This window comes from Priestia sp. P5, assembly GCF_029522155.1.
Classification (GTDB): domain Bacteria; phylum Bacillota; class Bacilli; order Bacillales; family Bacillaceae_H; genus Priestia; species Priestia megaterium_E.
This window is the reverse complement of record NZ_JAKWFJ010000001.1, coordinates 1,461,501-1,479,875: the sequence shown is the minus strand read 5'-3', so window position 1 is coordinate 1,479,875 and position 18,375 is coordinate 1,461,501. Positions and strand designations below refer to the sequence as shown.

The 18,375-nt window shown below is 38.5% G+C and carries 29 protein-coding genes and 3 pseudogenes; 4 read left to right on the top strand and 28 right to left on the bottom strand.

Translation table 11 applies throughout. The features are described 5' to 3' along the window. Positions 1–325 precede the first annotated feature (325 nt). Positions 326–472, top strand: coding sequence for a YjcZ family sporulation protein (locus MMB69_RS08055; RefSeq protein WP_013057978.1), 147 nt, complete (start codon positions 326–328; stop codon positions 470–472). 314 nt (positions 473–786) lie between these two features. Here the strand turns inward: MMB69_RS08055 and MMB69_RS08050 are convergent, their stop codons facing one another. The 3 genes from MMB69_RS08050 to MMB69_RS08040 all read right to left on the bottom strand — a co-directional run bounded on the left by MMB69_RS08050 (position 787) and on the right by MMB69_RS08040 (position 2,942). Continuing rightward, positions 787–1,233 carry a GNAT family N-acetyltransferase gene (locus tag MMB69_RS08050; RefSeq protein WP_221784089.1) on the bottom strand — a complete coding sequence of 149 codons (447 nt, stop codon included), beginning with the start codon at positions 1,231–1,233 and terminating at the stop codon, positions 787–789. Between the two features lie 20 nt (positions 1,234–1,253). After that, the gene (locus MMB69_RS08045) at positions 1,254–1,637 is read right to left on the bottom strand and encodes a MerR family transcriptional regulator (RefSeq protein ID WP_025751010.1); all 384 of its coding nucleotides are present in this window, start codon (positions 1,635–1,637) and stop codon (positions 1,254–1,256) included. A gap of 369 nt (positions 1,638–2,006) precedes the next feature. Continuing rightward, on the bottom strand, positions 2,007–2,942 hold the full coding sequence (locus MMB69_RS08040) for an aldo/keto reductase (RefSeq protein ID WP_028414523.1): 936 nt from the start codon (positions 2,940–2,942) through the stop codon (positions 2,007–2,009). A gap of 269 nt (positions 2,943–3,211) precedes the next feature. Here MMB69_RS08040 and MMB69_RS08035 point away from each other — a divergent pair, with 269 nt between their 5' ends. Continuing rightward, the gene (locus MMB69_RS08035; RefSeq protein WP_014459209.1) at positions 3,212–3,427 is read left to right on the top strand and encodes a hypothetical protein; all 216 of its coding nucleotides are present in this window, start codon (positions 3,212–3,214) and stop codon (positions 3,425–3,427) included. A gap of 34 nt (positions 3,428–3,461) precedes the next feature. Here MMB69_RS08035 and MMB69_RS08030 read toward each other — a convergent pair. The 21 genes and pseudogenes from MMB69_RS08030 to MMB69_RS07930 all read right to left on the bottom strand — a co-directional run. Continuing rightward, positions 3,462–3,938, bottom strand: a pseudogene (locus MMB69_RS08030) (EamA family transporter); the annotation flags it as partial. A 49-nt stretch (positions 3,939–3,987) separates the two neighbouring features. After that, positions 3,988–4,404, bottom strand: a complete 417-nt coding sequence (gene gvpU, locus MMB69_RS08025; protein ID WP_013057987.1) for a gas vesicle accessory protein GvpU — start codon at positions 4,402–4,404, stop codon at positions 3,988–3,990. A gap of 23 nt (positions 4,405–4,427) precedes the next feature. Then, a complete protein-coding gene (gvpT, locus tag MMB69_RS08020) occupies positions 4,428–5,306 on the bottom strand; it encodes a GvpT/GvpP family gas vesicle accessory protein (protein WP_277447553.1) in 879 nt (292 codons plus the stop codon). A 36-nt stretch (positions 5,307–5,342) separates the two neighbouring features. Further along, positions 5,343–5,645 (bottom strand): gas vesicle protein, encoded by a 303-nt coding sequence (locus MMB69_RS08015; protein WP_277447552.1) that lies wholly within the window; start codon positions 5,643–5,645, stop codon positions 5,343–5,345. A 21-nt stretch (positions 5,646–5,666) separates the two neighbouring features. Next, positions 5,667–5,951, bottom strand: a complete 285-nt coding sequence (locus MMB69_RS08010; protein WP_013057990.1) for a gas vesicle protein K — start codon at positions 5,949–5,951, stop codon at positions 5,667–5,669. Further along, the gene (locus tag MMB69_RS08005; RefSeq protein WP_013057991.1) at positions 5,905–6,192 is read right to left on the bottom strand and encodes a gas vesicle protein; all 288 of its coding nucleotides are present in this window, start codon (positions 6,190–6,192) and stop codon (positions 5,905–5,907) included. Before MMB69_RS08005 ends, MMB69_RS08010 begins: the two co-directional genes overlap by 47 nt. A 17-nt stretch (positions 6,193–6,209) precedes the next feature. Then, positions 6,210–7,019, bottom strand: coding sequence for a GvpL/GvpF family gas vesicle protein (locus tag MMB69_RS08000; protein WP_277447550.1), 810 nt, complete (start codon positions 7,017–7,019; stop codon positions 6,210–6,212). After that, entirely contained in the window at positions 7,020–7,286 is a 267-nt protein-coding gene (locus MMB69_RS07995; RefSeq protein ID WP_013084016.1) for a gas vesicle protein GvpG, read from the bottom strand. It abuts the gene before it with no gap. Position 7,287: 1 nt separating this feature from the next. Continuing rightward, positions 7,288–8,055, bottom strand: coding sequence for a GvpL/GvpF family gas vesicle protein (locus MMB69_RS07990; protein WP_277447549.1), 768 nt, complete (start codon positions 8,053–8,055; stop codon positions 7,288–7,290). 14 nt (positions 8,056–8,069) lie between these two features. Then, entirely contained in the window at positions 8,070–8,996 is a 927-nt protein-coding gene (gvpN, locus tag MMB69_RS07985) for a gas vesicle protein GvpN (RefSeq protein ID WP_269871184.1), read from the bottom strand. Positions 8,997–9,024: 28 nt separating this feature from the next. Then, a complete protein-coding gene (gene gvpO / locus MMB69_RS07980) occupies positions 9,025–9,291 on the bottom strand; it encodes a gas vesicle protein GvpO (protein WP_013057996.1) in 267 nt (88 codons plus the stop codon). Positions 9,292–9,366: 75 nt separating this feature from the next. Beyond that, positions 9,367–9,633, bottom strand: coding sequence for a gas vesicle structural protein GvpA (gvpA, locus tag MMB69_RS07975; RefSeq protein ID WP_013057997.1), 267 nt, complete (start codon positions 9,631–9,633; stop codon positions 9,367–9,369). A 19-nt stretch (positions 9,634–9,652) separates the two neighbouring features. Next, entirely contained in the window at positions 9,653–10,126 is a 474-nt protein-coding gene (gene gvpQ / locus MMB69_RS07970; protein ID WP_221784075.1) for a gas vesicle protein GvpQ, read from the bottom strand. Between the two features lie 25 nt (positions 10,127–10,151). Further along, positions 10,152–10,628 (bottom strand): GvpT/GvpP family gas vesicle accessory protein, encoded by a 477-nt coding sequence (gene gvpT, locus MMB69_RS07965; protein WP_221784073.1) that lies wholly within the window; start codon positions 10,626–10,628, stop codon positions 10,152–10,154. A 60-nt stretch (positions 10,629–10,688) separates the two neighbouring features. After that, entirely contained in the window at positions 10,689–10,949 is a 261-nt protein-coding gene (gvpA, locus tag MMB69_RS07960; RefSeq protein ID WP_013058000.1) for a gas vesicle structural protein GvpA, read from the bottom strand. Positions 10,950–11,396: 447 nt separating this feature from the next. Further along, complete coding sequence (locus MMB69_RS07955) at positions 11,397–11,882, bottom strand: general stress protein (protein ID WP_221784071.1); 486 nt, start codon at positions 11,880–11,882, stop codon at positions 11,397–11,399. A 181-nt stretch (positions 11,883–12,063) separates the two neighbouring features. Beyond that, positions 12,064–12,543: a DUF2798 domain-containing protein gene (locus tag MMB69_RS07950; protein ID WP_277447548.1), complete on the bottom strand. Its 480-nt coding sequence runs from the start codon at positions 12,541–12,543 to the stop codon at positions 12,064–12,066. Positions 12,544–12,808: 265 nt separating this feature from the next. After that, positions 12,809–14,053 carry a glutamate-aspartate/proton symporter GltP gene (gene gltP / locus MMB69_RS07945; protein ID WP_277447547.1) on the bottom strand — a complete coding sequence of 415 codons (1,245 nt, stop codon included), beginning with the start codon at positions 14,051–14,053 and terminating at the stop codon, positions 12,809–12,811. Positions 14,054–14,253: 200 nt separating this feature from the next. Further along, positions 14,254–14,592: a zinc ribbon domain-containing protein YjdM gene (locus MMB69_RS07940; RefSeq protein ID WP_221784065.1), complete on the bottom strand. Its 339-nt coding sequence runs from the start codon at positions 14,590–14,592 to the stop codon at positions 14,254–14,256. 90 nt (positions 14,593–14,682) lie between these two features. Further along, on the bottom strand, positions 14,683–14,883 hold the full coding sequence (locus MMB69_RS07935; protein WP_014459191.1) for a hypothetical protein: 201 nt from the start codon (positions 14,881–14,883) through the stop codon (positions 14,683–14,685). Between the two features lie 31 nt (positions 14,884–14,914). Beyond that, complete coding sequence (locus MMB69_RS07930; RefSeq protein ID WP_277447546.1) at positions 14,915–15,097, bottom strand: hypothetical protein; 183 nt, start codon at positions 15,095–15,097, stop codon at positions 14,915–14,917. Positions 15,098–15,324: 227 nt separating this feature from the next. Between MMB69_RS07930 and MMB69_RS07925 the strand changes: the two genes are divergently transcribed. After that, positions 15,325–15,663 carry a hypothetical protein gene (locus MMB69_RS07925; protein WP_269871189.1) on the top strand — a complete coding sequence of 113 codons (339 nt, stop codon included), beginning with the start codon at positions 15,325–15,327 and terminating at the stop codon, positions 15,661–15,663. 29 nt (positions 15,664–15,692) lie between these two features. On the opposite strand, the gene MMB69_RS07920 is transcribed toward MMB69_RS07925, so the two are convergent. The 3 genes and pseudogenes from MMB69_RS07920 to MMB69_RS07910 all read right to left on the bottom strand — a co-directional run. Continuing rightward, positions 15,693–16,304 carry a CBO0543 family protein gene (locus tag MMB69_RS07920; RefSeq protein ID WP_115654402.1) on the bottom strand — a complete coding sequence of 204 codons (612 nt, stop codon included), beginning with the start codon at positions 16,302–16,304 and terminating at the stop codon, positions 15,693–15,695. Between the two features lie 38 nt (positions 16,305–16,342). After that, positions 16,343–16,843: a CBO0543 family protein gene (locus tag MMB69_RS07915; RefSeq protein ID WP_269871190.1), complete on the bottom strand. Its 501-nt coding sequence runs from the start codon at positions 16,841–16,843 to the stop codon at positions 16,343–16,345. 202 nt (positions 16,844–17,045) lie between these two features. Next, positions 17,046–17,531: pseudogene (locus tag MMB69_RS07910) on the bottom strand (gamma-glutamyltransferase); the annotation flags it as partial. Between the two features lie 24 nt (positions 17,532–17,555). On the opposite strand from MMB69_RS07910, the pseudogene MMB69_RS07905 reads away from it, so the two are divergent. After that, positions 17,556–17,735: pseudogene (locus MMB69_RS07905) on the top strand (alpha/beta fold hydrolase); the annotation flags it as partial. Between the two features lie 36 nt (positions 17,736–17,771). Here the strand turns inward: MMB69_RS07905 and MMB69_RS07900 are convergent. After that, positions 17,772–18,317: a GNAT family N-acetyltransferase gene (locus tag MMB69_RS07900; protein ID WP_269871191.1), complete on the bottom strand. Its 546-nt coding sequence runs from the start codon at positions 18,315–18,317 to the stop codon at positions 17,772–17,774. Positions 18,318–18,375: the final 58 nt, after the last annotated feature.

The window sequence follows — 18,375 nt, the reverse complement described above, 5'->3', positions numbered from 1 at the left end:
TCCTGACTTAGAATGCTATACGGAAAGTACTAACGTGTTTATTTCATAGTAAAAAATAAGAAGCCGAAGAAAAAATTCTTCGGCTTCTACTTCATTATGTACGCAGGCTAAGGAGGAAGTTGTATTAGCCTGCGTCGTTATAACATGGGGGCTCATATATGAGATCTTGGGATGATTCATCCTATGTAGAAAGCGAAAAAAAGTACCGTGTCCATCTTATTTTCTTATCTTTTTTTGTTTTCATTCAAATCATTGGATATTTTTGGAGCACTTTTGCATTTCAGGCATATGTTAAAAATGTACTCAGAACTTGGAGGTGAAATATATGGGCTTCTATGGTGGCTGTGGTTATGGCGGTTACGGTTACGGCGGCGGCTGCGGATTTGGCAGTGGCTTTGCTTTAATCATCGTATTATTCATTTTATTAATCATCATCGGCTGTGCTTGCTGGGGAGGATTTGGCGGTTGCTAATCATTAGAAATAATGATGAACAGCTTCATTTCCACTAATTTTTTTACCAAAAGCTAGCTTTCCACTTTATTATGAAAAAGCAGTGTCCACATAATGGGCACTGTTTTTAAATGTGCTTATGAACCAGGTAATAATAAGACTAACCATTATAAAAAAATAGATTTTTTTAATCTGCCGTTTCTTGTCTGCTTCTTTCCATCACCTTATTTTTCTTGTTCTTACTTCCTTTTCTTCTACATATTAATAGATAAAAAGATTAATTAAAAAGAGAGTCACTCTGCAACTCTCTTCCTGCTCTATGTAGATGCTAAACATTAAACAAACGTTTTTTTCAAGACAACGCGCTGATCATTTACAGTATAGCCGTTTCTTTCATAAAAAGCCTGTGCAGCTCCTCCAGTCGCCGTCAAGAGATACAAGCTGTTGATATCGTGTCTTTGAAGTTCGTTCTCAAACCGGCTTAGGATAGCTGAACCGTACCCTTTTCCCTGCGCGCTTGCGCTGACGCAAAGATCGGCGACGTAAAAGGTCATACCGCTGTATGATTTTTTCGCGTGCCCTGCAATCATTCCAATCAACTCTCCTTGGTCATAAAATAAATAGCCCATAAATTTAGGTGTGTTCAGTAAATCAGTCAGCCTTTCTCTAGCTGATTTCTCTGTCCACGGTTCATTCCAAGGTTTTTTTGTAAATACATTCATATACAAGTTAATGCACTGCTGCATATTCTCTTCAGTGAGAGGTGCTACTTTTTCGATCATTTTTACGCTTCCTTTTTTATTTAGTTTGAAGGCTTGTTAACAATTCGCTCGTACATTTCCGGCAGGTGCTTAATTTTATAATCAATCGTCTCAAGCTTGTGATGGATTTCTTCGATTTCTTTTTGTACCGCTTTTTTATGATCCATCAACATTTGCAGACTTTTATCAAGCACGGCATTTTCAAGCGTACAGTTTTCAATAAGCGTCCGAATGTCCTTGATTTGCATACCTGTGCTTTTTAAACAGCAAATTAAATCGATCCATTCAATATCTTGTTCTTTAAAAATACGATTCCCTGACGCTGTACGATCTAAAAATGGAAAAAGCCCTTCTTTATCATAATAGCGAATGGTATAAATTGTCACGTTCAATTTCTTTGCAACTTGTGAAATGGTATACGTCATACTGCTTCCTCCTACACCTTAAACTTCTCACAAAAACATGATGAGTTTGTCTTGACCTCTAGTTATCTCGAGGGTTTATTCTTTTATAGTCTTCTTCATTGAGCTCTTTATGCTGCAGATTTTTTGTACAAGCAGCAAGCAACATATATTTAAACCTGAAAGGATGAATACGATGAATACTGCTCACATGATTCTTACCATTGTAATTGGCGGTTTTATTGCCTTTTTGTTAGGTTTTGGCGTCACAAAAATAATTGAGCTGCTGCTAAATCTTTTTCTAGCTTAACCAGTAGTTCTTAACGTAAAACGCAGGTAACTCCGTTCCATGTTCGAACGGAGTTACCTGTTTTATTTTAGAGACTAAAGCGCTTAAGGCACCATGTTGCCAGCGGCTTTATAAATATCGTACCATTCTTGGCGTGTTAACTTGATTTCTGAACCTTTGCTTGCATCTTTCATACGCTGAATATTTGTCGTACCAAGTACTACTTGAATATTTGCAGGATGCGTTGTAATCCACGCAACGGCAATCGCTGTATTCGTCACGCTATATTTACTTGCGATGCGATCAATTACTTCGTTTAGCTTTCCAAATTTCTCTTTATCACCTAGGAAAGGACCTTCAAAAAATCCGTTTTGGAACGGCGACCACGCTTGAAGCGTGATATCGTTTAAACGGCAATATTCAAGCACGCTGCTGTCGCGGTTAACAGCTTGATCAATTCCCATGTTTAACGAAATACCAGAATCAATGATTGGCGTATGTGCGATGCTGAACTGCACTTGGTTTACGACAAGCTTTTGGTTAATATATTTTTCAAGCAGCTGAATTTGCGCTGGGTTGTGATTCGATACACCAAAGTGACGTACCTTTCCGCTGTTTTGCAGTTCGTTAAATGCTTCTGCTACTTCTTCAGGGTCCATTAGTGGATCTGGACGATGCAGTAATAAAAGATCTAAGTAATCTGTTTTTAAACGCTCTAAGCTGCCGTTAACAGAGTCTATAATATGCTTCTTTGAAAAGTCATAGTAATTTTCCGCTGCGTTAATGCCGCATTTGCTTTGAATCACCATTTTTTCACGAAGACTTGGGTTCATTTGTATAGCGTTTGCAAAATATTCTTCGCATTGTCCTACATAATCAGGACCGTAAATATCAGCATGATCAAAAAAGTTAATTTCTTCTTCCATCGCTGTGCGGATTAGCTTCTCTGCTTCTTGTAAAGAAAGCTCTGTTAAACGCATGTTTCCCATAATTAAATTTGATACGTGTAAGTCAGTATTAGCAATTGTATGATACTTCATGTAAAGCCCCTCCTTGAAATGATACTACTACAAGATAAACCATAGAGTTAACTCTAGGTCAAGCAGAAAGAATAAAAATTTTTGCAAGGAGCAGCGGTAAAACACCCTATCTTTTTTGGTAAAAAGATGAAATACTAGGTTGTGGTGTGATAAAAGTCACTGCCGCTTTGCATTTGATTTAGTAGTATATGTTACGTTCTTTTCTTCCTTTTTATCAAAGCTTATTTCATAGCAATACATTAATTTATCAGGCAAAGGAGTTTATCACCATGGAGAAAACGAAAACAAAACAATTCGAAATACATTATTCCGTTCTAAAAGATGAAGCCAAAATCAAAGGAACTTTTGTAGTAGAAGCTGCTAAAAACCGAGACGACGCATCAAGACTTGCTAAATTAAATGTCTCTACAAAAGAAAGAGTGTTTATTCAATATGTAAAGATTTTAAAAGTCAAACGAGTGTCCACAGATTCGGTGGCAAAGTGACATTGGTTTGCTTCTTCTTTTAGCAAGCCCCTATTTATGCTGAAAGTGTCGTCTCAGAAGATGCTTGTTTCGTTCGTGTAAGTAATAGAACTAATCCAATAATACAAGCTGTGCCAGTCCATTGATAAAAACCAAAAGGCTCTTTCAGCCAAACAACGGTTGTAATAACAGCGGCTAAAGGCTCTAAACTTCCAAGCAAATTCGTTTCTTTAGGTAAAAGACTTTGCAGGCTTTCTACATAAAACCAAAAAGCAAGCATCGTGCCGAAAATAATGACAAATAAAAGATAGACATAGACTATTGGTGATAAGCTTGACACCTCTAGCTTCTACGGAGAATGAATAAAGCTTATGACGCTTCCCCCGATTACCATTGCCCAGCCAACGATAACAAGCGAACTGTACTTTTTAATCAGCGGCACGGCATACAGCGTATAAAATACTTCTACACCTGACAACACTCCTCAAACAGCGGCAGATACAGAAACGGAGCCGTTTGTTAGTAAAAAGAAGCTGCACATCTCATCACTAAAAAACGGCGGGCAATCACCCCGCCGTTTGTTATGAACTCTTTTTACTCGTTGATTTTGCATCAGAAATTTTCCCTAAGAAAAACCCGTCTACTTCTGCTATTTTTCCTCTCCAAAAGATCTTGCCTTTTGAAGGAGTGGATTTACTGTCTCCACAGTAGATCTTTGTATTTTTCAAATGAATAAAATGGGCTTCTGCTTCTCCGTTTGATTCGCTCGCTTCGCTTGCTAAAGAGAATTGTTCGCTTAGTGCCTGAGCCACTTCGCTGCCTTCTTCAAACGTTTCGCTTAAGTAATCAAAGTATTCTTTTGCTGAAATCATGGTACCGGAAATCACAGCGCCGTTTACATTTAATGAAATATCAAGTGAAAAGCCGTGTTTATTAGAAGCTTTCACAAAGTATTCAAGCGTATTGTCTTTAGTTGAAAAAGAAGGGCCTGTACTCATGTATTTCTTTCCTCCTTTACGCCTTAGGCTGTTGTGTCGTCTTCACTAGAAAGAGATGTTGCGTCATCATCTTCTTCATCCGTGTTTTTCTTTGCTTTTGTATTTTTTGATTTTTTAGCTGTTGACTTTTTTGGCTTCGCTTCCTTTTTTTCTTCTTCGCTTTCATCTTCTTCGTCTTCTTCTGTTTTTACTTTTTTATTTTTTTTGTTTGAACGAGAATCTTCCTCTTCTTCCTCGCTGTCTTCGTCACTTTCACTTTCTTCTTCCTCTTCTTGCTCATCTTCTTTTTTATTCTTTTTACGAGGCTTAGATGTTTCTTCTTCGTTTTCATCGTCCTGCTCGTTTTCTTCGTTCTCGTCATTCTCTTCTTCGTCAGAATCTGTATCTTCCGCTTCTTCGTCTTGATTTTTATTGAGGCTAAGCTCAACAAGCATGTTCATTTTTTCTTCAAGCTGTGATAAACGGTCTTGAAGAGTTTGATTTTCTTCTTTTAACTCGTCGTACTCTTGAACGTTATCGTCTTCTGTTTCGCTACTAGAAGAATTTACGTTTTCTTCATCATCTTTTGATTTATCTTTATCTTTTTTAAACAAGCTTCCCGCAGATGTTTTCAGGCTGGCCACGCTGCTTTTTGATTTTTCTTTTACCTTTGTTCCTAAATCGGATGCTTTGCTTTTTAATTCGTCTGTATCAATGCGGTCAAGAAGACTTTTTCGATTTTCAGGAGTCGATACATATCCAATCGTTGCACCGATGATGCCTCCTGCTACCGCTCGTTTGATTGGCCCGCTGCTTGTTGTTTTGCTTGCTTTTGAATCGGTCTTTTCTTTTGAACCGTTTTCCTTGTTTTTGTTTTCCTTGTTTTCTACCTGTTCGTTATTTAATTTAGTTTCAGTTGCCATTGTAAATCCCTCCATTTTTTAAGTAGCGTACAGTTTTTAACGTTCTTTTTCTATTTTTTCTTCAAGCGTTTTTAACCGCTCATGCAGCATTTTATTTTCTTCTTCGAGCGCTTTACTATTGGCTCCTTTTGAACTGAGATACGGATCATTTTCCCACCAGTCCATGCCGATTTCTTTTGCTTTATCAACCGAAGCCACAATCAAGCGGATCTTTATCGTTAATAGCTCGACATCTGCAATTCCTACGGTGATGTCCCCCGCTATAACGACTCCTTTATCCAAAATCTTTTCGAGCACATCTACAATCGTACTTGACTGCATATTATGTTCGACTGCCATACTGTTCCTCCTACTGACCGCTTAAAGCAGGCTGCCTAGCGGTCCAAGATCAATATTTAAATCTTCTGCGTCCAGACCGAACACCTCTTTCAACTCGTCCATTTTTTCTTCTAAGTTCATTAGTGCAATTCCTAAGTTTTCAATTTGTTCATCCGTCAACGTTCCACCCTCCACCCGCCTCATGGCATGACGTTCAACGATTTGCCTCAATAGCTCAATAACTGTCATCACAAGCTGCGCTAAGCCTTGTTCAGCTTGATCAGGATCCAAGTGGATTCGTCCATTTGCTTGGCTGACCGGTTGCATCCATTAATTCCTCCTTTTGTTTATCAAATTGTTCAGAAGTGATGGGTTTGCGATTTCCTTCTTTTGCTTGTACAAGCGTTTCAACCGAAGAAATAAGCACCCGCAAATCCAAATACACTAAATCGACGCCGGCTATGGAAATGATTAAGTCTCCTTTAATAGCGACTCCTTTATCTAAAATGACATCTAAAATATCAATAAGAGCAATATCTTTATTCTCCATGGATTGTTTAAGAGACATAATGTTAATTCCTCACTTTACGCAAAGCTCGAGAAATGATAGGGCGGCCATGGTCCCGTCACTTCAAATTTCCAGCCTTTATTTTCAAGCTTTTGCTGAAGCTCTTCTATTTCGTTTACGAACTTAGTGATCTGCAGAGATGGGAGAAGAAACACGCTGTTCCATGCCATCTGTTCAGCTGCGCCCGTTACATCCTTGCTCCAATTCTTTTTAACAGAGTCATAAAGCGATAATTCTTTAAGCTTGTCATGTATCTCTTCACATACGTTATTTTTGTGAAGTTCTAATTCTTTTTCAATCAGCTGATCTATTTTTTTCTTTTCAAAAAACTGTCTTCCTGGTGATAAGTGACTAATTTCTTCTTTTTTCGCTTTCACGCTTTCATTCGTTTCGCTGATTCCTTTTTTAAGCTCCGTATCATCACAGTAAATCTTCACGTTCCACTCTTCATTTCCTTGAAGCAGCGTCAGTGAATTCTCTAGCTTTTCTTTGTTAAGCTCAATAGCTGCCTGCAGACTTTCTTCACTTTTATAAATGGTGCAAAATTTTAATGGAATGATCGTAAATTCTTCGTACAAAGCGGCTACCGTTTCGTGATGGTGAAACGCTTTTTCCTGCAGCCAGCTCATGTCCTGCTCCATTTTTTCTTTAATCACTTCTTCTGAATAGCTGTCAGCATCCAGCTTAGAAACGACAGCCGTCACCTGATCAATCGTTATTGGGTACAGTGAATGTTCTCCGTCAAACCCTTTATAAGATGGAAACGGCTCTATGGCTGCTGCTTCTTTTGTTGGAATTAAACCGTATAAATACAGTAATTCTCCCATCTAGGATTCCTCATTTCTTTTTTTTGTTAGCTCTTCCCATTGTTCAATTTCTCTGCGCTTCGCGATTTCGTACCTCATTAACAATTCATCTTCTTTTTCTTGAAACGCTTCTTCCGGAATTTCACCAAGCTCAAACATCATTTGAAGCTGAATGAGTTTTTGCTGAATCGTCGGAAGGTCATATAGCTGTTTATCAGCTTCTTCCTGTACTTTTTCGCCGATTTTCACTACAAGATTAATAGGTGCGGTTACTAATTTGTGAAGCACGTTATTTCTCTTCTACTTTTAGGCGAATGTTTACAAAATTATAAGCAGGCCAAGGACCGCTGTAATGAAAATCGGCTTTGTCTTTCCAGTTTTCATGCGCTTCATTCACTTTTTCATCAAACTTCGCTTCATCTTCTCGGTTAATTAAGAAAGACGCGTTTAAAAGCATCGTTTCGCCCGTTGGCTCATTTGCTTTTGCCGCTTCCGCTGCTTCTTCAAGCGGAGAAAACACATCTGCCTTAACTTCTTTTTGCAGGGAAGTAAACATCTTTTGAGCCATTCCCCCAAGTTGAATGCGCTCATAATAACCCGCTGCTTCTGATTTTCCTTTTACGGATGCTGATACTTTTTCAAGTTCAGGATTTTCGTTTACTTTTTTCTCAAGCCATTCTTTTTTCCCAATTACTTTTAAACCGACTTCAATTTTTCCTTTGATCGCTGGAAACAGTTTTTCAAACTGCGGATAAAGGTTTTCCAAAAGAACTTTTACGTCTTCTTTTGATTTGAATACATTCCCAAAGCTGATTGGAATAACCGTATCGTTCTTGTCCATAATCGCTGCTACTGCGTTTTGATGCATTAATAAATTTTGGCGATTAGGATGATAAATTTTCATCGGTACTTCAGCTGCTACCATCGCCGCGTCTTTGTAGCGAATCAAAAACGTTTCAGCTTTTGTTCCTTCTACTTCTACCGATCCAAAATCTGCGTCTTTATCCGTTTGAATGGCGCTAAAAATATAAATACCTGTTTCGTTTGTTTCACTCATGTTTTCAAGCTCCTTTACTTTTCTTCAGTGTCTATATTCTTACATTCTTCTAAAATGATTTTTTCGGCTTTGCTTTTTGCATTTTTTTCATCCAAACATTTGGTAAGCGGATGATGCAAAATATCCATACATAACGTTTGAAAATCTTCGTCATTTCCATCGATAGCAATGTCTTGCTGCGTGGAAAGGGTAGCGATCATAAGCGAAGCCCGCAGGCTGAGTCCGCTGCTGTTTTCGTCTCCAGAGCGGCTTCGCACGTTTGTGACGAGCGTTACAATTGTGCGCGCTTCGTCTTCTTCTACGTCCGTTTTTTCCGTTAAAATCGCTGTCTCTCTGTCGATGTCTTTATAATCAATAAACATGGTAATTAACCTGTCAAGAAGCGCATCTTGCGTATCATATACGCCGGCATACTCAGCTGGGTTGCTTGTGAAGATGACGCGAAAATCAGGGTGCACGCGCACAAAAGGATCGGTCATTTTTACTCCATACAGCGGCAGCACGCCTTCTTCTAATATTGATAAAAAGATATTATTCGTTGCAGGCTTAGACCGAGTAAATTCGTCGTAAATCAGCGTATAGCCATTTTTTACAGCTTCAAGCAATCGCCCATCCTGCCAGTTTTCACTCACTTGTTCATCTTTTTTATAAACAGAACGAACATACTGATCAATCACTTTTTTGCTCGTGTATCCCGTAAAATCGCCAATTAAATCTTTGTTGTTGAGCTCGTGATTCCCGTGCATCAGCATTACAGGACGCTTTCTCTTTTTAGCAAGCGCTCGCGCTAAAGAGGTTTTGCCTCCGCCGGCAGGACCTGTAAAATGAATGGAATAGCCGGATTTTAAATAGCTCAGCGCTCTTGAAAGAACCTCTTTTGTCTCGTCATCTTGTATAAAAGCTCCACTGCCTTTTTTCCTTTTGTCTGTTAAGACGGTCATTTTTACGTTCCTCCTGCCATCTTATCGTTTATGCTTCAATGCCAATGGCGCTTCTATATCTGACGTCGAGTCGTTTGAATGAAATGACTTCTTTTTCTTTATTTAAAAAGCACTCGTACGTTCCGAGCATTTCATCTTTGGCGTATTTTTTCATATATTCTCGTTCTTCAATGACTTCAACAATAACTCTCCAGCCTTCATCTTCAGTAGCTTCCACCGAGGTAATTTTATGAGGAGGAGCTACGTGTTCACCGAAAAAGTCGTTCACGGCTTGCATAATTTTTTTAATTTCCATTTTTAGTAGCCTCCAATAGTTAGATCTAAAAGCTGGAACCACCCTCAAAAAAGGAAGGTTCCATACCACTTCATATTAAATACTAAAACGCGGCTGTCCTTCACTTGAATTTGAACGTTCAGGAAGACCGTTTTCTTCTACGTCGTCACGAAGAAGCCCTACTGCTTCTGCGTAGCGTAACCACGTATCAACACTGGCAATAACCACTCGCGCTTCAATCGTTAAAATTTCAATTCCTACAACAGAAACCCTTGCAAAAGCATCAATAACAATTCCTTTATCTAAAATACGGTCAATGACTTCTGCTAAACTTGAACTATTAGTACTTTTTTGAATAGACATATCTCATTTCTCCTTTCGCTCATGATCCCATTGTTTTTAAATCAGTAGATGATTTAATATCATTGGAACTTTTAATCTTAGTAGAGCTTTTAATATCCGTTGCTTTTTTAATCTGATTTACACCTTTTATTTTCCGCTTATTTTTTGACTTTTCTTTATCGTCTGAAGAAGAAACTTTTTCTTGAAAGTTTTCTCCAGCTTCTTTCACATCGCTAAGCTTATCTTTTACTGATAGTAAGACGTCTTGAAGCTTATCTTTTGCTTCTTCTCCTTTGCCGTGTACCTTTTGTGAGTTTTTCTCTTTTGTTTCCTGCAGTTTTTCTGACGCTTTATTTGCTTTTTCCTGCAGTTTCCCTTCGGTTTTTTCGACAAACTTTTCTTTTGCTTTTTCTTTAACCTTTTCTTCTACTTTTTCCTTAACAGGTTCAGGCGTGTGCTCAACTATTTTTTTTCCCGCTTTTAGTGCTGCTTTCCCCACATCTTTTTTATCCATGAAATTCCCCTTCAGGACGGATGTCTTACTTCTTCGCGTCCATGAGTTTGTTTAGCATCTCTTCAATGCGCTGCAGCTGGTCGTTCATATTTTTATTTTCTTCTTTTAACTCTTCGTACTGTGACGTTTCCATTTCTGCGCTTTTGCTGGCTTCTTCCTGCGAATCTCCCTGTTCATTTGACGTATCTTCTTTTTTCTTTTTAGGAGCCAGCAGCTTGCTTAAATTGTCTTTTTCAAGATAGCCTGTAGCTGTCTCTCTTAACGCTCCCATTGCTTGCTGCGTTAAAATATCCTGTGCGTTTCGCCTTAACTCTTGCCCTGTTGCACGTATAATTTCTGATTGTCCTAAGCGGCTGAGTACTTTTTTACTCGTTTGCGGACTTGAAAGAAGGCCAATTCCCGCTCCTACTACGCCTCCTAAAATGGCAAGATTTAAAGAGTTTTGTGTTTTTTCTTCTTGCTGCTGATTTTGTTGTTTTTCATTTTGATCAGTTGTTGTCATGTTCCATCCTCTTTTCTCTTATTATTATTTATTTAATGAATCTTCTAATGATTAAAAGACTTAAAAGCTAAGCCCTGCTCCTCGCTCCTCTGTTCGGCCAGGCAGCCCTTCTTCTTCTACTTTGTCGGTTAATAACCCGACGGCTTCTGCGTAGCGAAGCCACGTATCAACACTGGCAATAACGACTCGTGCTTCAATCGTTAAAATTTCAATTCCTACGAGTGATACTCGAGCAAAAGCATCGATGACAATTCCTTTGTCGAGAATTCGATCAATCACTTCTGCTAAACTTGAACTATCTGTACTTTTTTGAATACTCATTTTTAGCAGCTCCTTTCGAAATTTAACTAAATGAATGATGCTACTAAACAACCTGCTTAACTTTTTTAGTAAACATACTTTTGAAATATACTTTTTAACCATCTTTCAAACATGAATAATTTGCTAAAAATTAATTCCTAAAAAATAATTAGAAAATTATTCTACTTCGTATAATAGTTTACAGTTAATTTATGGATGTGTTTTACGCGAAAATCCCGTTGTTAAAGCTTTTACTGAAATTAAAATTCCAAAATAAAACAATAAATACATTATTGTTACAATAATATTACATTATAATTTAAGGCATATTATTTTCAGGATACCCTGAAATAATTTGATGTTTTTAACTATTATGGAATATTATTGTGAGTTAAGTTCACTTAAATAAAACGAGCGCATAAAAAAAGCTGTCGCACTGCGACAGCTTTCTCTTACATATCATACGTTCTATAAAATCATTCCTGTTAAAGGCGCTTTCGGGTTTCCATCATGATCGGAGTCTTCTTTATCTACTAAAACAAGCAAGCTGCCTTCTTTGACTGAATCATTATATTGTTCGGCCTGCTGTTTTGGAATTCCCATACCGACTAAAATACCAGACAGACCTCCTACGCTCGCACCAGCTGCCGCACCTGTTAATGTAGCTACAATCGGACCAGCCGCTACAATTGGGCCTATTCCCGGGATTGCAAGAGCGCCGGCACCTGCTAATATTCCGGTCAAGCTCCCTAGCGTACCTCCGGTAAGTGCTCCAGTTGCTGCCCCTTCTGCTTTTGTATTCGTTTCTTTGTGAACTTTTTTGGTCTTTTTATGTTTGCCGATGATAGATATTTCTTCTGATGTATACCCTTCTTTTTTCAAACTCTCTACAGCTTGAATTGCTTCTTGTTCCGTTTCGTATACCCCCACAACATTCTTTGCTTTTGCTTCCATACTATCTCCTCCTCATTAATGTTGTGTGTACCCGGGAGTATGGCTTTGAAACGTTTTAAAGAGTAAGTATTTCTAAATAAATAACGCCAAATCACTTGTCATTTAGTGACTTTCTTCTCTTCTTACCGAACAGCTTTGCATAACAAAGCCCTAAGAAAATAGGCGCTCTTAGGGTTTTGACTTAAGCAGCTGCCGGATTCTTTTTCACAAACTTCATGAACAATAAGCGAACTAGAGGTCCCATGATGAGAAGCTGAAGCGGGTAGGCTACGATAAAGTTTTTCATCACGATCAATGCATAGCTTGAAAGAAGCGGCTCTCCGTCTAAACCTTTCGTAAGTGACATCGTAATTAATCCGTATACAGACATGGAAAGCACCATTCCAATAACCATACATGACGATAAAATCAACACGACTTTTAACTGTTTAGACTTATCAAACGGCAGTGAAAATGCAACTTTTTTTGCTACGGGACCTACTAAGAAAGTTTCGATAATCATGGCAACTACAAATGTGATAACCAAGTTCAAAATACCTTCTGCGAGTGTGATATGCCCGATGACATCATTCATTAACATGTTATACATCGTCATCACAAGCACCATCCCTCCGCACATCATCATTCCAAAATACATACTTTCTTTTTTAGTTGTTGGCACATTCCTCATCCTTTTCATCTTTTTTACTTGGCTTAGTATAGCTTTTTATCTTCCTTCTTCGTAAGTGAACATTTTGTGAACATTCATCTAAAAAAATGCCCTGTGACCATAAAACAGTCACAGGGCATTTTTTTAGACTTAAGCGGCTCGTGCTCTTTTTTTGAGGAGGGCTGAGTATGGCAAATTACTCTAGTCTACATCGTTAATAAATGTTTGGAGATTTAACAAAAAACCCCCGCTTTATGGACTAAAGCGGGGGTTCACTTTATAGAGATTCCGTGTGCGACCCGGGCGGAATTGGCGTTTGGGTTCGAAATACTTTTTCCCATTTTGAGACGACGATACAGGCAATGGCGTGGCCTGGAACATTGACTCCTGTTCTGGCCATATCCATGATGCGGTCCACTCCTGCAATAATTGCGACTCCTTCAGCCGGAAGACCTACTGCGTTGGCTGTAGCTAAAAGCACAACAAGTGAACCTGACGGGACAGCCGCAATTCCTTTACTTGTCATCACCAGTATAAGCATCATAAATAATTGCTGAGTTAATGGCATATCGATGTTAAAAGCCTGTGCTAAAAAGACGCATGAAACGGATAAATATAGCGTGGAGCCATCACAGTTTAACGACAGGCCCGACGGAATAACGAACGACACCACTCGTTTAGGGCATCCGTACTTTTCCATCCGCTCCATCAGCTGTGGCAGCACCGTTTCTGTACTTGTTGTTGAAAAGGCAATAAGAAACAAGTCCCAAATCATTTTGAATACTTCAAAATAGTTGAATTTGAACAAAAACCCAACAAGCGGAAATAAAACAAATAAAATAATAAAAAGACCCAAAAAGACGGTTCCAATTAGCTTCAGCATTGGAAGCAGAAGTACAATGCCGTATTGCCCTACAGATGCGGCCATTAGCGCTAGTACACCAAGAGGCGCTGTGACCATAACAATTTGCGTTAGCTTAAACATAATTTTAGCGGTGGATTCAAAAAATTTCATTGCCGGTTCGGATGCTTTACCAACTCCTGAAGCGGCAACACCGAATAAAATAGCAAAGAAAATCACAGCCAGCAAATCATTTTTTGCCATCACATCGACGATATTCGTTGGAATGATGTTTAAAATCATTTGTTTAAAGTCCACGACTTTGTCGGTGTACTGAGACAACTCACCGATATCTTTTTTAACAAGATGAGAAAGATCAAGACCTACTCCGGGCTTTAGCAAATTAACTAACAGAAGTCCCAGTGCTAACACGAGAGTAGTAATCACTTCAAACCATATAATCGTCTTTAAGCCTAGACTCCCCATTTGTTTCATACTGCCGCTTCCCGCAGCACCTATGACGATGGTTGAAAAGACAATCGGCACCACAATCATTTTAATGAGGCGGATAAACCCGTCCCCTACCGGTCTTAAAGCCATCCCGAAGTCCGGAAAGAAGTGCCCGATAACAGCTCCAATTACTAATGCAATTAAAATTTGAAACGCTAAAAACTTTTTCACATTTCTCCCTCCCTTTTGTCTTCATGAAACGGATATCCATTCCATTAATATCCAAATCCTCAGACACTTTAAGTAAGTTCGGGACATTTGACTAAATTCCTTCTAAAATAGACAAAATGGTCTATATATTTCACCTTACCCGTTAAAATGCATAAAAAAAGTCAGGATGAAAGTCTTCTTCATCCTGACTTTTTTTATTGTTATGCTTTTTTCACAAACTGAGATTTTAAGCTCATTGCTCCAAATCCATCAATTTTGCAGTCGATGTTATGATCGCCTTCTACTAAACGAATACTTTTTACTTTTGTTCCGATTTTTACAACCGATGAGCTTCCTTTTACTTTTAAGTCTTTGATGACAGTAACTGAATCTCCGTCTTTTAAAGCATTACCGTTTGCATCTTTTACAGTAAGCTGTTCTTCCGTGCCTTCTGCTTTTTCATCTTGACCCCATTCATGCGCACACTCCGGGCAGATGAACAGGTTTCCATCTTCATATGTATACTGTGATTGACAGCTTGGGCAATTAGGTACATTCATTTTCTTTTCCTCCAGCAGCAGCTCGTAGCCAATGGTACGATTACGAGATTACGTTTTTTCTCTGTTTTATACTGTCACATTTTTATACGTTTAACAAGCTTTTCTATTTCCTTGCTGCTGATGTTTTCTTTTCCAAATAAGTGAGCCGATAAACAGAACAAAACCCGCTCCAAAGACAAGAAGCTGATCTAAATAAAAGTCCCCTGTTTTTACATACCGTATAATAAATAACCCTCCAAACATGAGCATCAGCATACATGAAAACCGAATGAGGTATGAATTGATTTCCATTTTTCATTCCTCCTTTTTGTAAGACTTTTTGTTACGAAAAAAACACGAACCATATGCCGAATGTAACCGCATATAACGGTAAAATGACGGCTAGTTTTCGCTTCCACCCTCTAAAAAAAGAAGAATTACGAGGCGCAAACCAAAGCTCTAACGTGCCGTATAACAAAAGTGCTCCCGCTGCTAGTATCGCAATCACAGTCTCTCCTAACTCCATACATACTCCTCACTTTCATTCTACGCACTTGAAGCTAAGCGCAGCGTATATAGTAAGTCTCATCATTATAAAAGAGCTTATAATCGTGATGCATACGAACTTTGAATACTTTTTCAACCATACATTTATTACCATTATATCATAATAAAAGCATTTTTGAGACTTTTTATACATGTAAATTATTGTATAATGAAAAGTAGACATAGAGAAAAAAAAGGGGGGATTTTTTGAAGAGAACTCAGCTTATTTTTGTTATTACCCTGCTTATTGAAGCTGGATTAACCTATGCGTGCTCATCATTTTTGTCTATTCGTTTTATGGAGCTTATGTTTTTTAGCGGACTTTTGTTTTCAGCTTTGACTTTTTGGTTTTCAAGCAGCGGAAGCAACAGCGCTCATTCTCACTATAACACTCACTCCATGAGGTTAATGTCTGGAGCCAATATTGAACATAATTCGTTTCGTTTGCGTTGGACGGCTTATTTTCTTGCTTCTTTAAGCTTTACGGGAGTGGGCCTGATTTTTTTTATTCTGCTGCTGACGGACGTTATTCCTCCAGTAAGCTAAAAAACCTGCTCTTTACAGAGAGCAGGAACTTACGAGAACAGCTTGAGAAGCAGGCATTTTCGCCTTACTTTATTCGCAACAGCTTGAGTCACATGATCTTTTAAAGGCCGAGTCAATATTCGTTTCAGCGGATGTTTTAGCATCCGTTTGCTCACAGGAACTTTAAAAATAATGCTGAGAACTACTGTTGCAAAAACCGAGAGCAGCAAGACGACAAAAGGCTTTTTTTGAAACCATCTCGAGAAGATAAGCATCATTACATAAATAAGTGCTGACCACCCTAAATGCCAGCCGTGCCTAAAGGTAATGGCTTTGCATCTGAGTCCAATCCATTCTACAAATGAAGCTGTACATACCCATTTTGTAATATACTTTACCTGTTTAAGAAGTGTAGGCGGATAAGTAGCTAAGAACGACAAAACCATGAGAGGCGTAATAAACATAAGGTGTAAAATACGCAGTACTTTTAATGAAAGATGAGAAGATTTAAAATCCCAAAGCAACTTATCGTTACATAAAAAGTAATAAAGAATATTAAAAAAGCTCACGTATAAAACCCCAGCATAAAGCTCGTGAATTTTTTTCCACGTTTTCTTTTGGATGTTTTGAAAAATCAGCCATAGAAGGATAGAAATATGCACCTTTGTTCACCTCTCTAACGTCGTTTTTAGAACCAATGTTATTTTATTTTCATTTCGTCCTGCTTCTTTTCAATTTTTCGAATCCATCCAATCAGCATTCGGTTAAGGTACGATTTTAACGTTACGCTAATAAAGGTGTGGTACCACATCCAGCCTGTTTTCCATTCGATGAGCTTCGTTCGTTTTTCAGCCCATAATTCAATAAAAAACATGGGAATCGTAAAAAGCACAATTTTATATAAAATCTTTAACCCTTTATCGTGATATGTAGCCTGATTAATCATAACGGATATGCTAGGATACAGTAAAAAGTCGAACAACACATTAATTCTAAACTGTTTTTTCAGTAAGCGAGTTGGATATCGAAGAAGGCCATGAGAGACAATAAATTTATCAATAATCCCATTTGTTAATGCATTAAATGCATAAGCCAGCAGCCAGTCTTTGATCAGTGGTTTTCTAAATAAAAAAGGGAGCATTCCCAGCCCTATAATCAGCATTGTACGTAAAAAATTCACTTCAAATTTTTTATTACTCATAACCTTTTCGCTCCTTTCACCAAGTGTTGTTAGTATACCTTCGTGTCGATTGGCAGCTTAAGACGGTTGTTCTAATCACGTTCTCTTTACGTACATGTTTGTTTTAGTTTTCAGTTCTTTGGAAAGATTTATACATATGGTTGAGACATGAAAAAAGCCTAGCTCTACTCAGTACGGGCTTTTTTCTTGATCTATTTTGTTCTTACCATCCAGCCACAAATCCGTCCGTTCGAGATTCACTTCCTCCGCATAATACGCTGCTTTCAGGATCTCTCCAAATAATCTGTCCGCGCCCAAATGCCATAGAATCCACGGCTATTTCAATTTTATGTCCTTTTCGTTCAAGCGCTTGTGCTACATACGAAGGGAAATTTGGCTCAACAAGCACGGTTTTATCTTTTTTCCACTGCCATCTTGGCGCGTCTAAAGCGGCTTGAGGATGAAGCTGAAAGTCAATCGTATTCATGACAACTTGCATATGTCCCTGCGGCTGCATAAACCCGCCCATCACGCCAAACGGTCCTACAGGTTCATTATTTTTAGTAAGAAAGCCTGGAATAATGGTATGAAACGTTTTTTTGTTCGGGGCAAGGCAGTTATCGTGATTAGGATCCATCGAAAAATTGTGACCGCGGTTTTGCAAAGTAATTCCCGTTTCTGGCACTACAATTTCAGAACCGAAGCCCATCATCTAATTACTTTGAATAAAGGCTGGAAGCAAAGCTTATCTCAGCGTTCTAACACTTCTTTTAAGCTTTATCCAAAGCTCAACCACTTTTTCACAGAAGGAACCGGTGAAAAAAGCACGCCCGATGAATATGCTGTTTCAGCCAACATTCCTTCTTATGTCATTGATGATATTGTCAAATGGGTTCGTGAAACGCAAGAGTAAAGAAACAAGGCGCTGTTTTATCAGCGCCTTGTTCTCTTATTCATTAAACCTTCCCATTACAACCGTACTATAGTACTTGCCGTCAGACAGCAGCTTGTCATTTTTTAATACTCCTTCTATTTCAAATCCGAACTTTGTATATAAATCAATCGCTTTTTTATTGGTCTCTAACACATTTAGCGTCATTTTCTTCATGCCCGCGCTATCTGCCCATAATATAGACTGCTGTAAAAGCTCTTTGCCAATTCCGTATCCCCAACATTCTTTTGCGATGCATACGCCAAACTCTACTTTGTGGGCAAATCGTTTCAACTCATTACCTTCGCATCTTGAAAACCCGACAACTTCATTATGTACAGTTGCTACTAAAAATAAGTTTCGTTTACTTTCTGTGTCACGTTGAATGAGTTTTTTAAAATCGGATTCGTCCATATACCCTTCTCCTGGTTCACGATCTAAGTTTTCCGTTTCTCCGTCTACCTGAACTCTTAGGTGAGACAGTTCGTCTGCATCGCTAGTGTCAGCTGAACGAATCATGTACTGAAGTCCTTTTACATGGTAAATCTGCTGGTTGATGACCATCGTATTCCTCCAAGCGTCTTTCATAAATCTATCAATTGAATTTAATTTCCTTTAATAT

What these genes read in the sequence shown, in the direction of transcription:
- MMB69_RS07955 (WP_221784071.1), bottom strand. Translation starts at nt 11,882, where the DNA reads ATGGAAGCAAAAGCAAAGAATGTTGTGGGGGTATACGAAACGGAACAA.
- MMB69_RS08040 (WP_028414523.1), bottom strand. Translation starts at nt 2,942, where the DNA reads ATGAAGTATCATACAATTGCTAATACTGACTTACACGTATCAAATTTA.
- MMB69_RS08005 (WP_013057991.1), bottom strand. Translation starts at nt 6,192, where the DNA reads ATGTCTCTTAAACAATCCATGGAGAATAAAGATATTGCTCTTATTGAT.
- gvpT (WP_277447553.1), bottom strand. Translation starts at nt 5,306, where the DNA reads ATGGCAACTGAAACTAAATTAAATAACGAACAGGTAGAAAACAAGGAA.
- MMB69_RS08055 (WP_013057978.1), top strand. Translation starts at nt 326, where the DNA reads ATGGGCTTCTATGGTGGCTGTGGTTATGGCGGTTACGGTTACGGCGGC.
- gvpU (WP_013057987.1), bottom strand. Translation starts at nt 4,404, where the DNA reads ATGAGTACAGGCCCTTCTTTTTCAACTAAAGACAATACGCTTGAATAC.
- MMB69_RS08015 (WP_277447552.1), bottom strand. Translation starts at nt 5,645, where the DNA reads ATGGCAGTCGAACATAATATGCAGTCAAGTACGATTGTAGATGTGCTC.
- MMB69_RS07900 (WP_269871191.1), bottom strand. Translation starts at nt 18,317, where the DNA reads ATGGTCATCAACCAGCAGATTTACCATGTAAAAGGACTTCAGTACATG.
- MMB69_RS08035 (WP_014459209.1), top strand. Translation starts at nt 3,212, where the DNA reads ATGGAGAAAACGAAAACAAAACAATTCGAAATACATTATTCCGTTCTA.
- MMB69_RS08045 (WP_025751010.1), bottom strand. Translation starts at nt 1,637, where the DNA reads ATGACGTATACCATTTCACAAGTTGCAAAGAAATTGAACGTGACAATT.
- MMB69_RS07915 (WP_269871190.1), bottom strand. Translation starts at nt 16,843, where the DNA reads ATGAGTAATAAAAAATTTGAAGTGAATTTTTTACGTACAATGCTGATT.
- gvpQ (WP_221784075.1), bottom strand. Translation starts at nt 10,126, where the DNA reads ATGGATAAAAAAGATGTGGGGAAAGCAGCACTAAAAGCGGGAAAAAAA.
- gvpN (WP_269871184.1), bottom strand. Translation starts at nt 8,996, where the DNA reads ATGACCGTCTTAACAGACAAAAGGAAAAAAGGCAGTGGAGCTTTTATA.
- gvpA (WP_013057997.1), bottom strand. Translation starts at nt 9,633, where the DNA reads ATGTCTATTCAAAAAAGTACTAATAGTTCAAGTTTAGCAGAAGTCATT.
- MMB69_RS07990 (WP_277447549.1), bottom strand. Translation starts at nt 8,055, where the DNA reads ATGAGTGAAACAAACGAAACAGGTATTTATATTTTTAGCGCCATTCAA.
- gvpT (WP_221784073.1), bottom strand. Translation starts at nt 10,628, where the DNA reads ATGACAACAACTGATCAAAATGAAAAACAACAAAATCAGCAGCAAGAA.
- MMB69_RS08010 (WP_013057990.1), bottom strand. Translation starts at nt 5,951, where the DNA reads ATGCAACCGGTCAGCCAAGCAAATGGACGAATCCACTTGGATCCTGAT.
- MMB69_RS07930 (WP_277447546.1), bottom strand. Translation starts at nt 15,097, where the DNA reads ATGGAGTTAGGAGAGACTGTGATTGCGATACTAGCAGCGGGAGCACTT.
- gvpO (WP_013057996.1), bottom strand. Translation starts at nt 9,291, where the DNA reads ATGGAAATTAAAAAAATTATGCAAGCCGTGAACGACTTTTTCGGTGAA.
- gvpA (WP_013058000.1), bottom strand. Translation starts at nt 10,949, where the DNA reads ATGAGTATTCAAAAAAGTACAGATAGTTCAAGTTTAGCAGAAGTGATT.
- MMB69_RS07935 (WP_014459191.1), bottom strand. Translation starts at nt 14,883, where the DNA reads ATGGAAATCAATTCATACCTCATTCGGTTTTCATGTATGCTGATGCTC.
- MMB69_RS08050 (WP_221784089.1), bottom strand. Translation starts at nt 1,233, where the DNA reads ATGATCGAAAAAGTAGCACCTCTCACTGAAGAGAATATGCAGCAGTGC.
- MMB69_RS08000 (WP_277447550.1), bottom strand. Translation starts at nt 7,019, where the DNA reads ATGGGAGAATTACTGTATTTATACGGTTTAATTCCAACAAAAGAAGCA.
- MMB69_RS07940 (WP_221784065.1), bottom strand. Translation starts at nt 14,592, where the DNA reads ATGAATGTACCTAATTGCCCAAGCTGTCAATCACAGTATACATATGAA.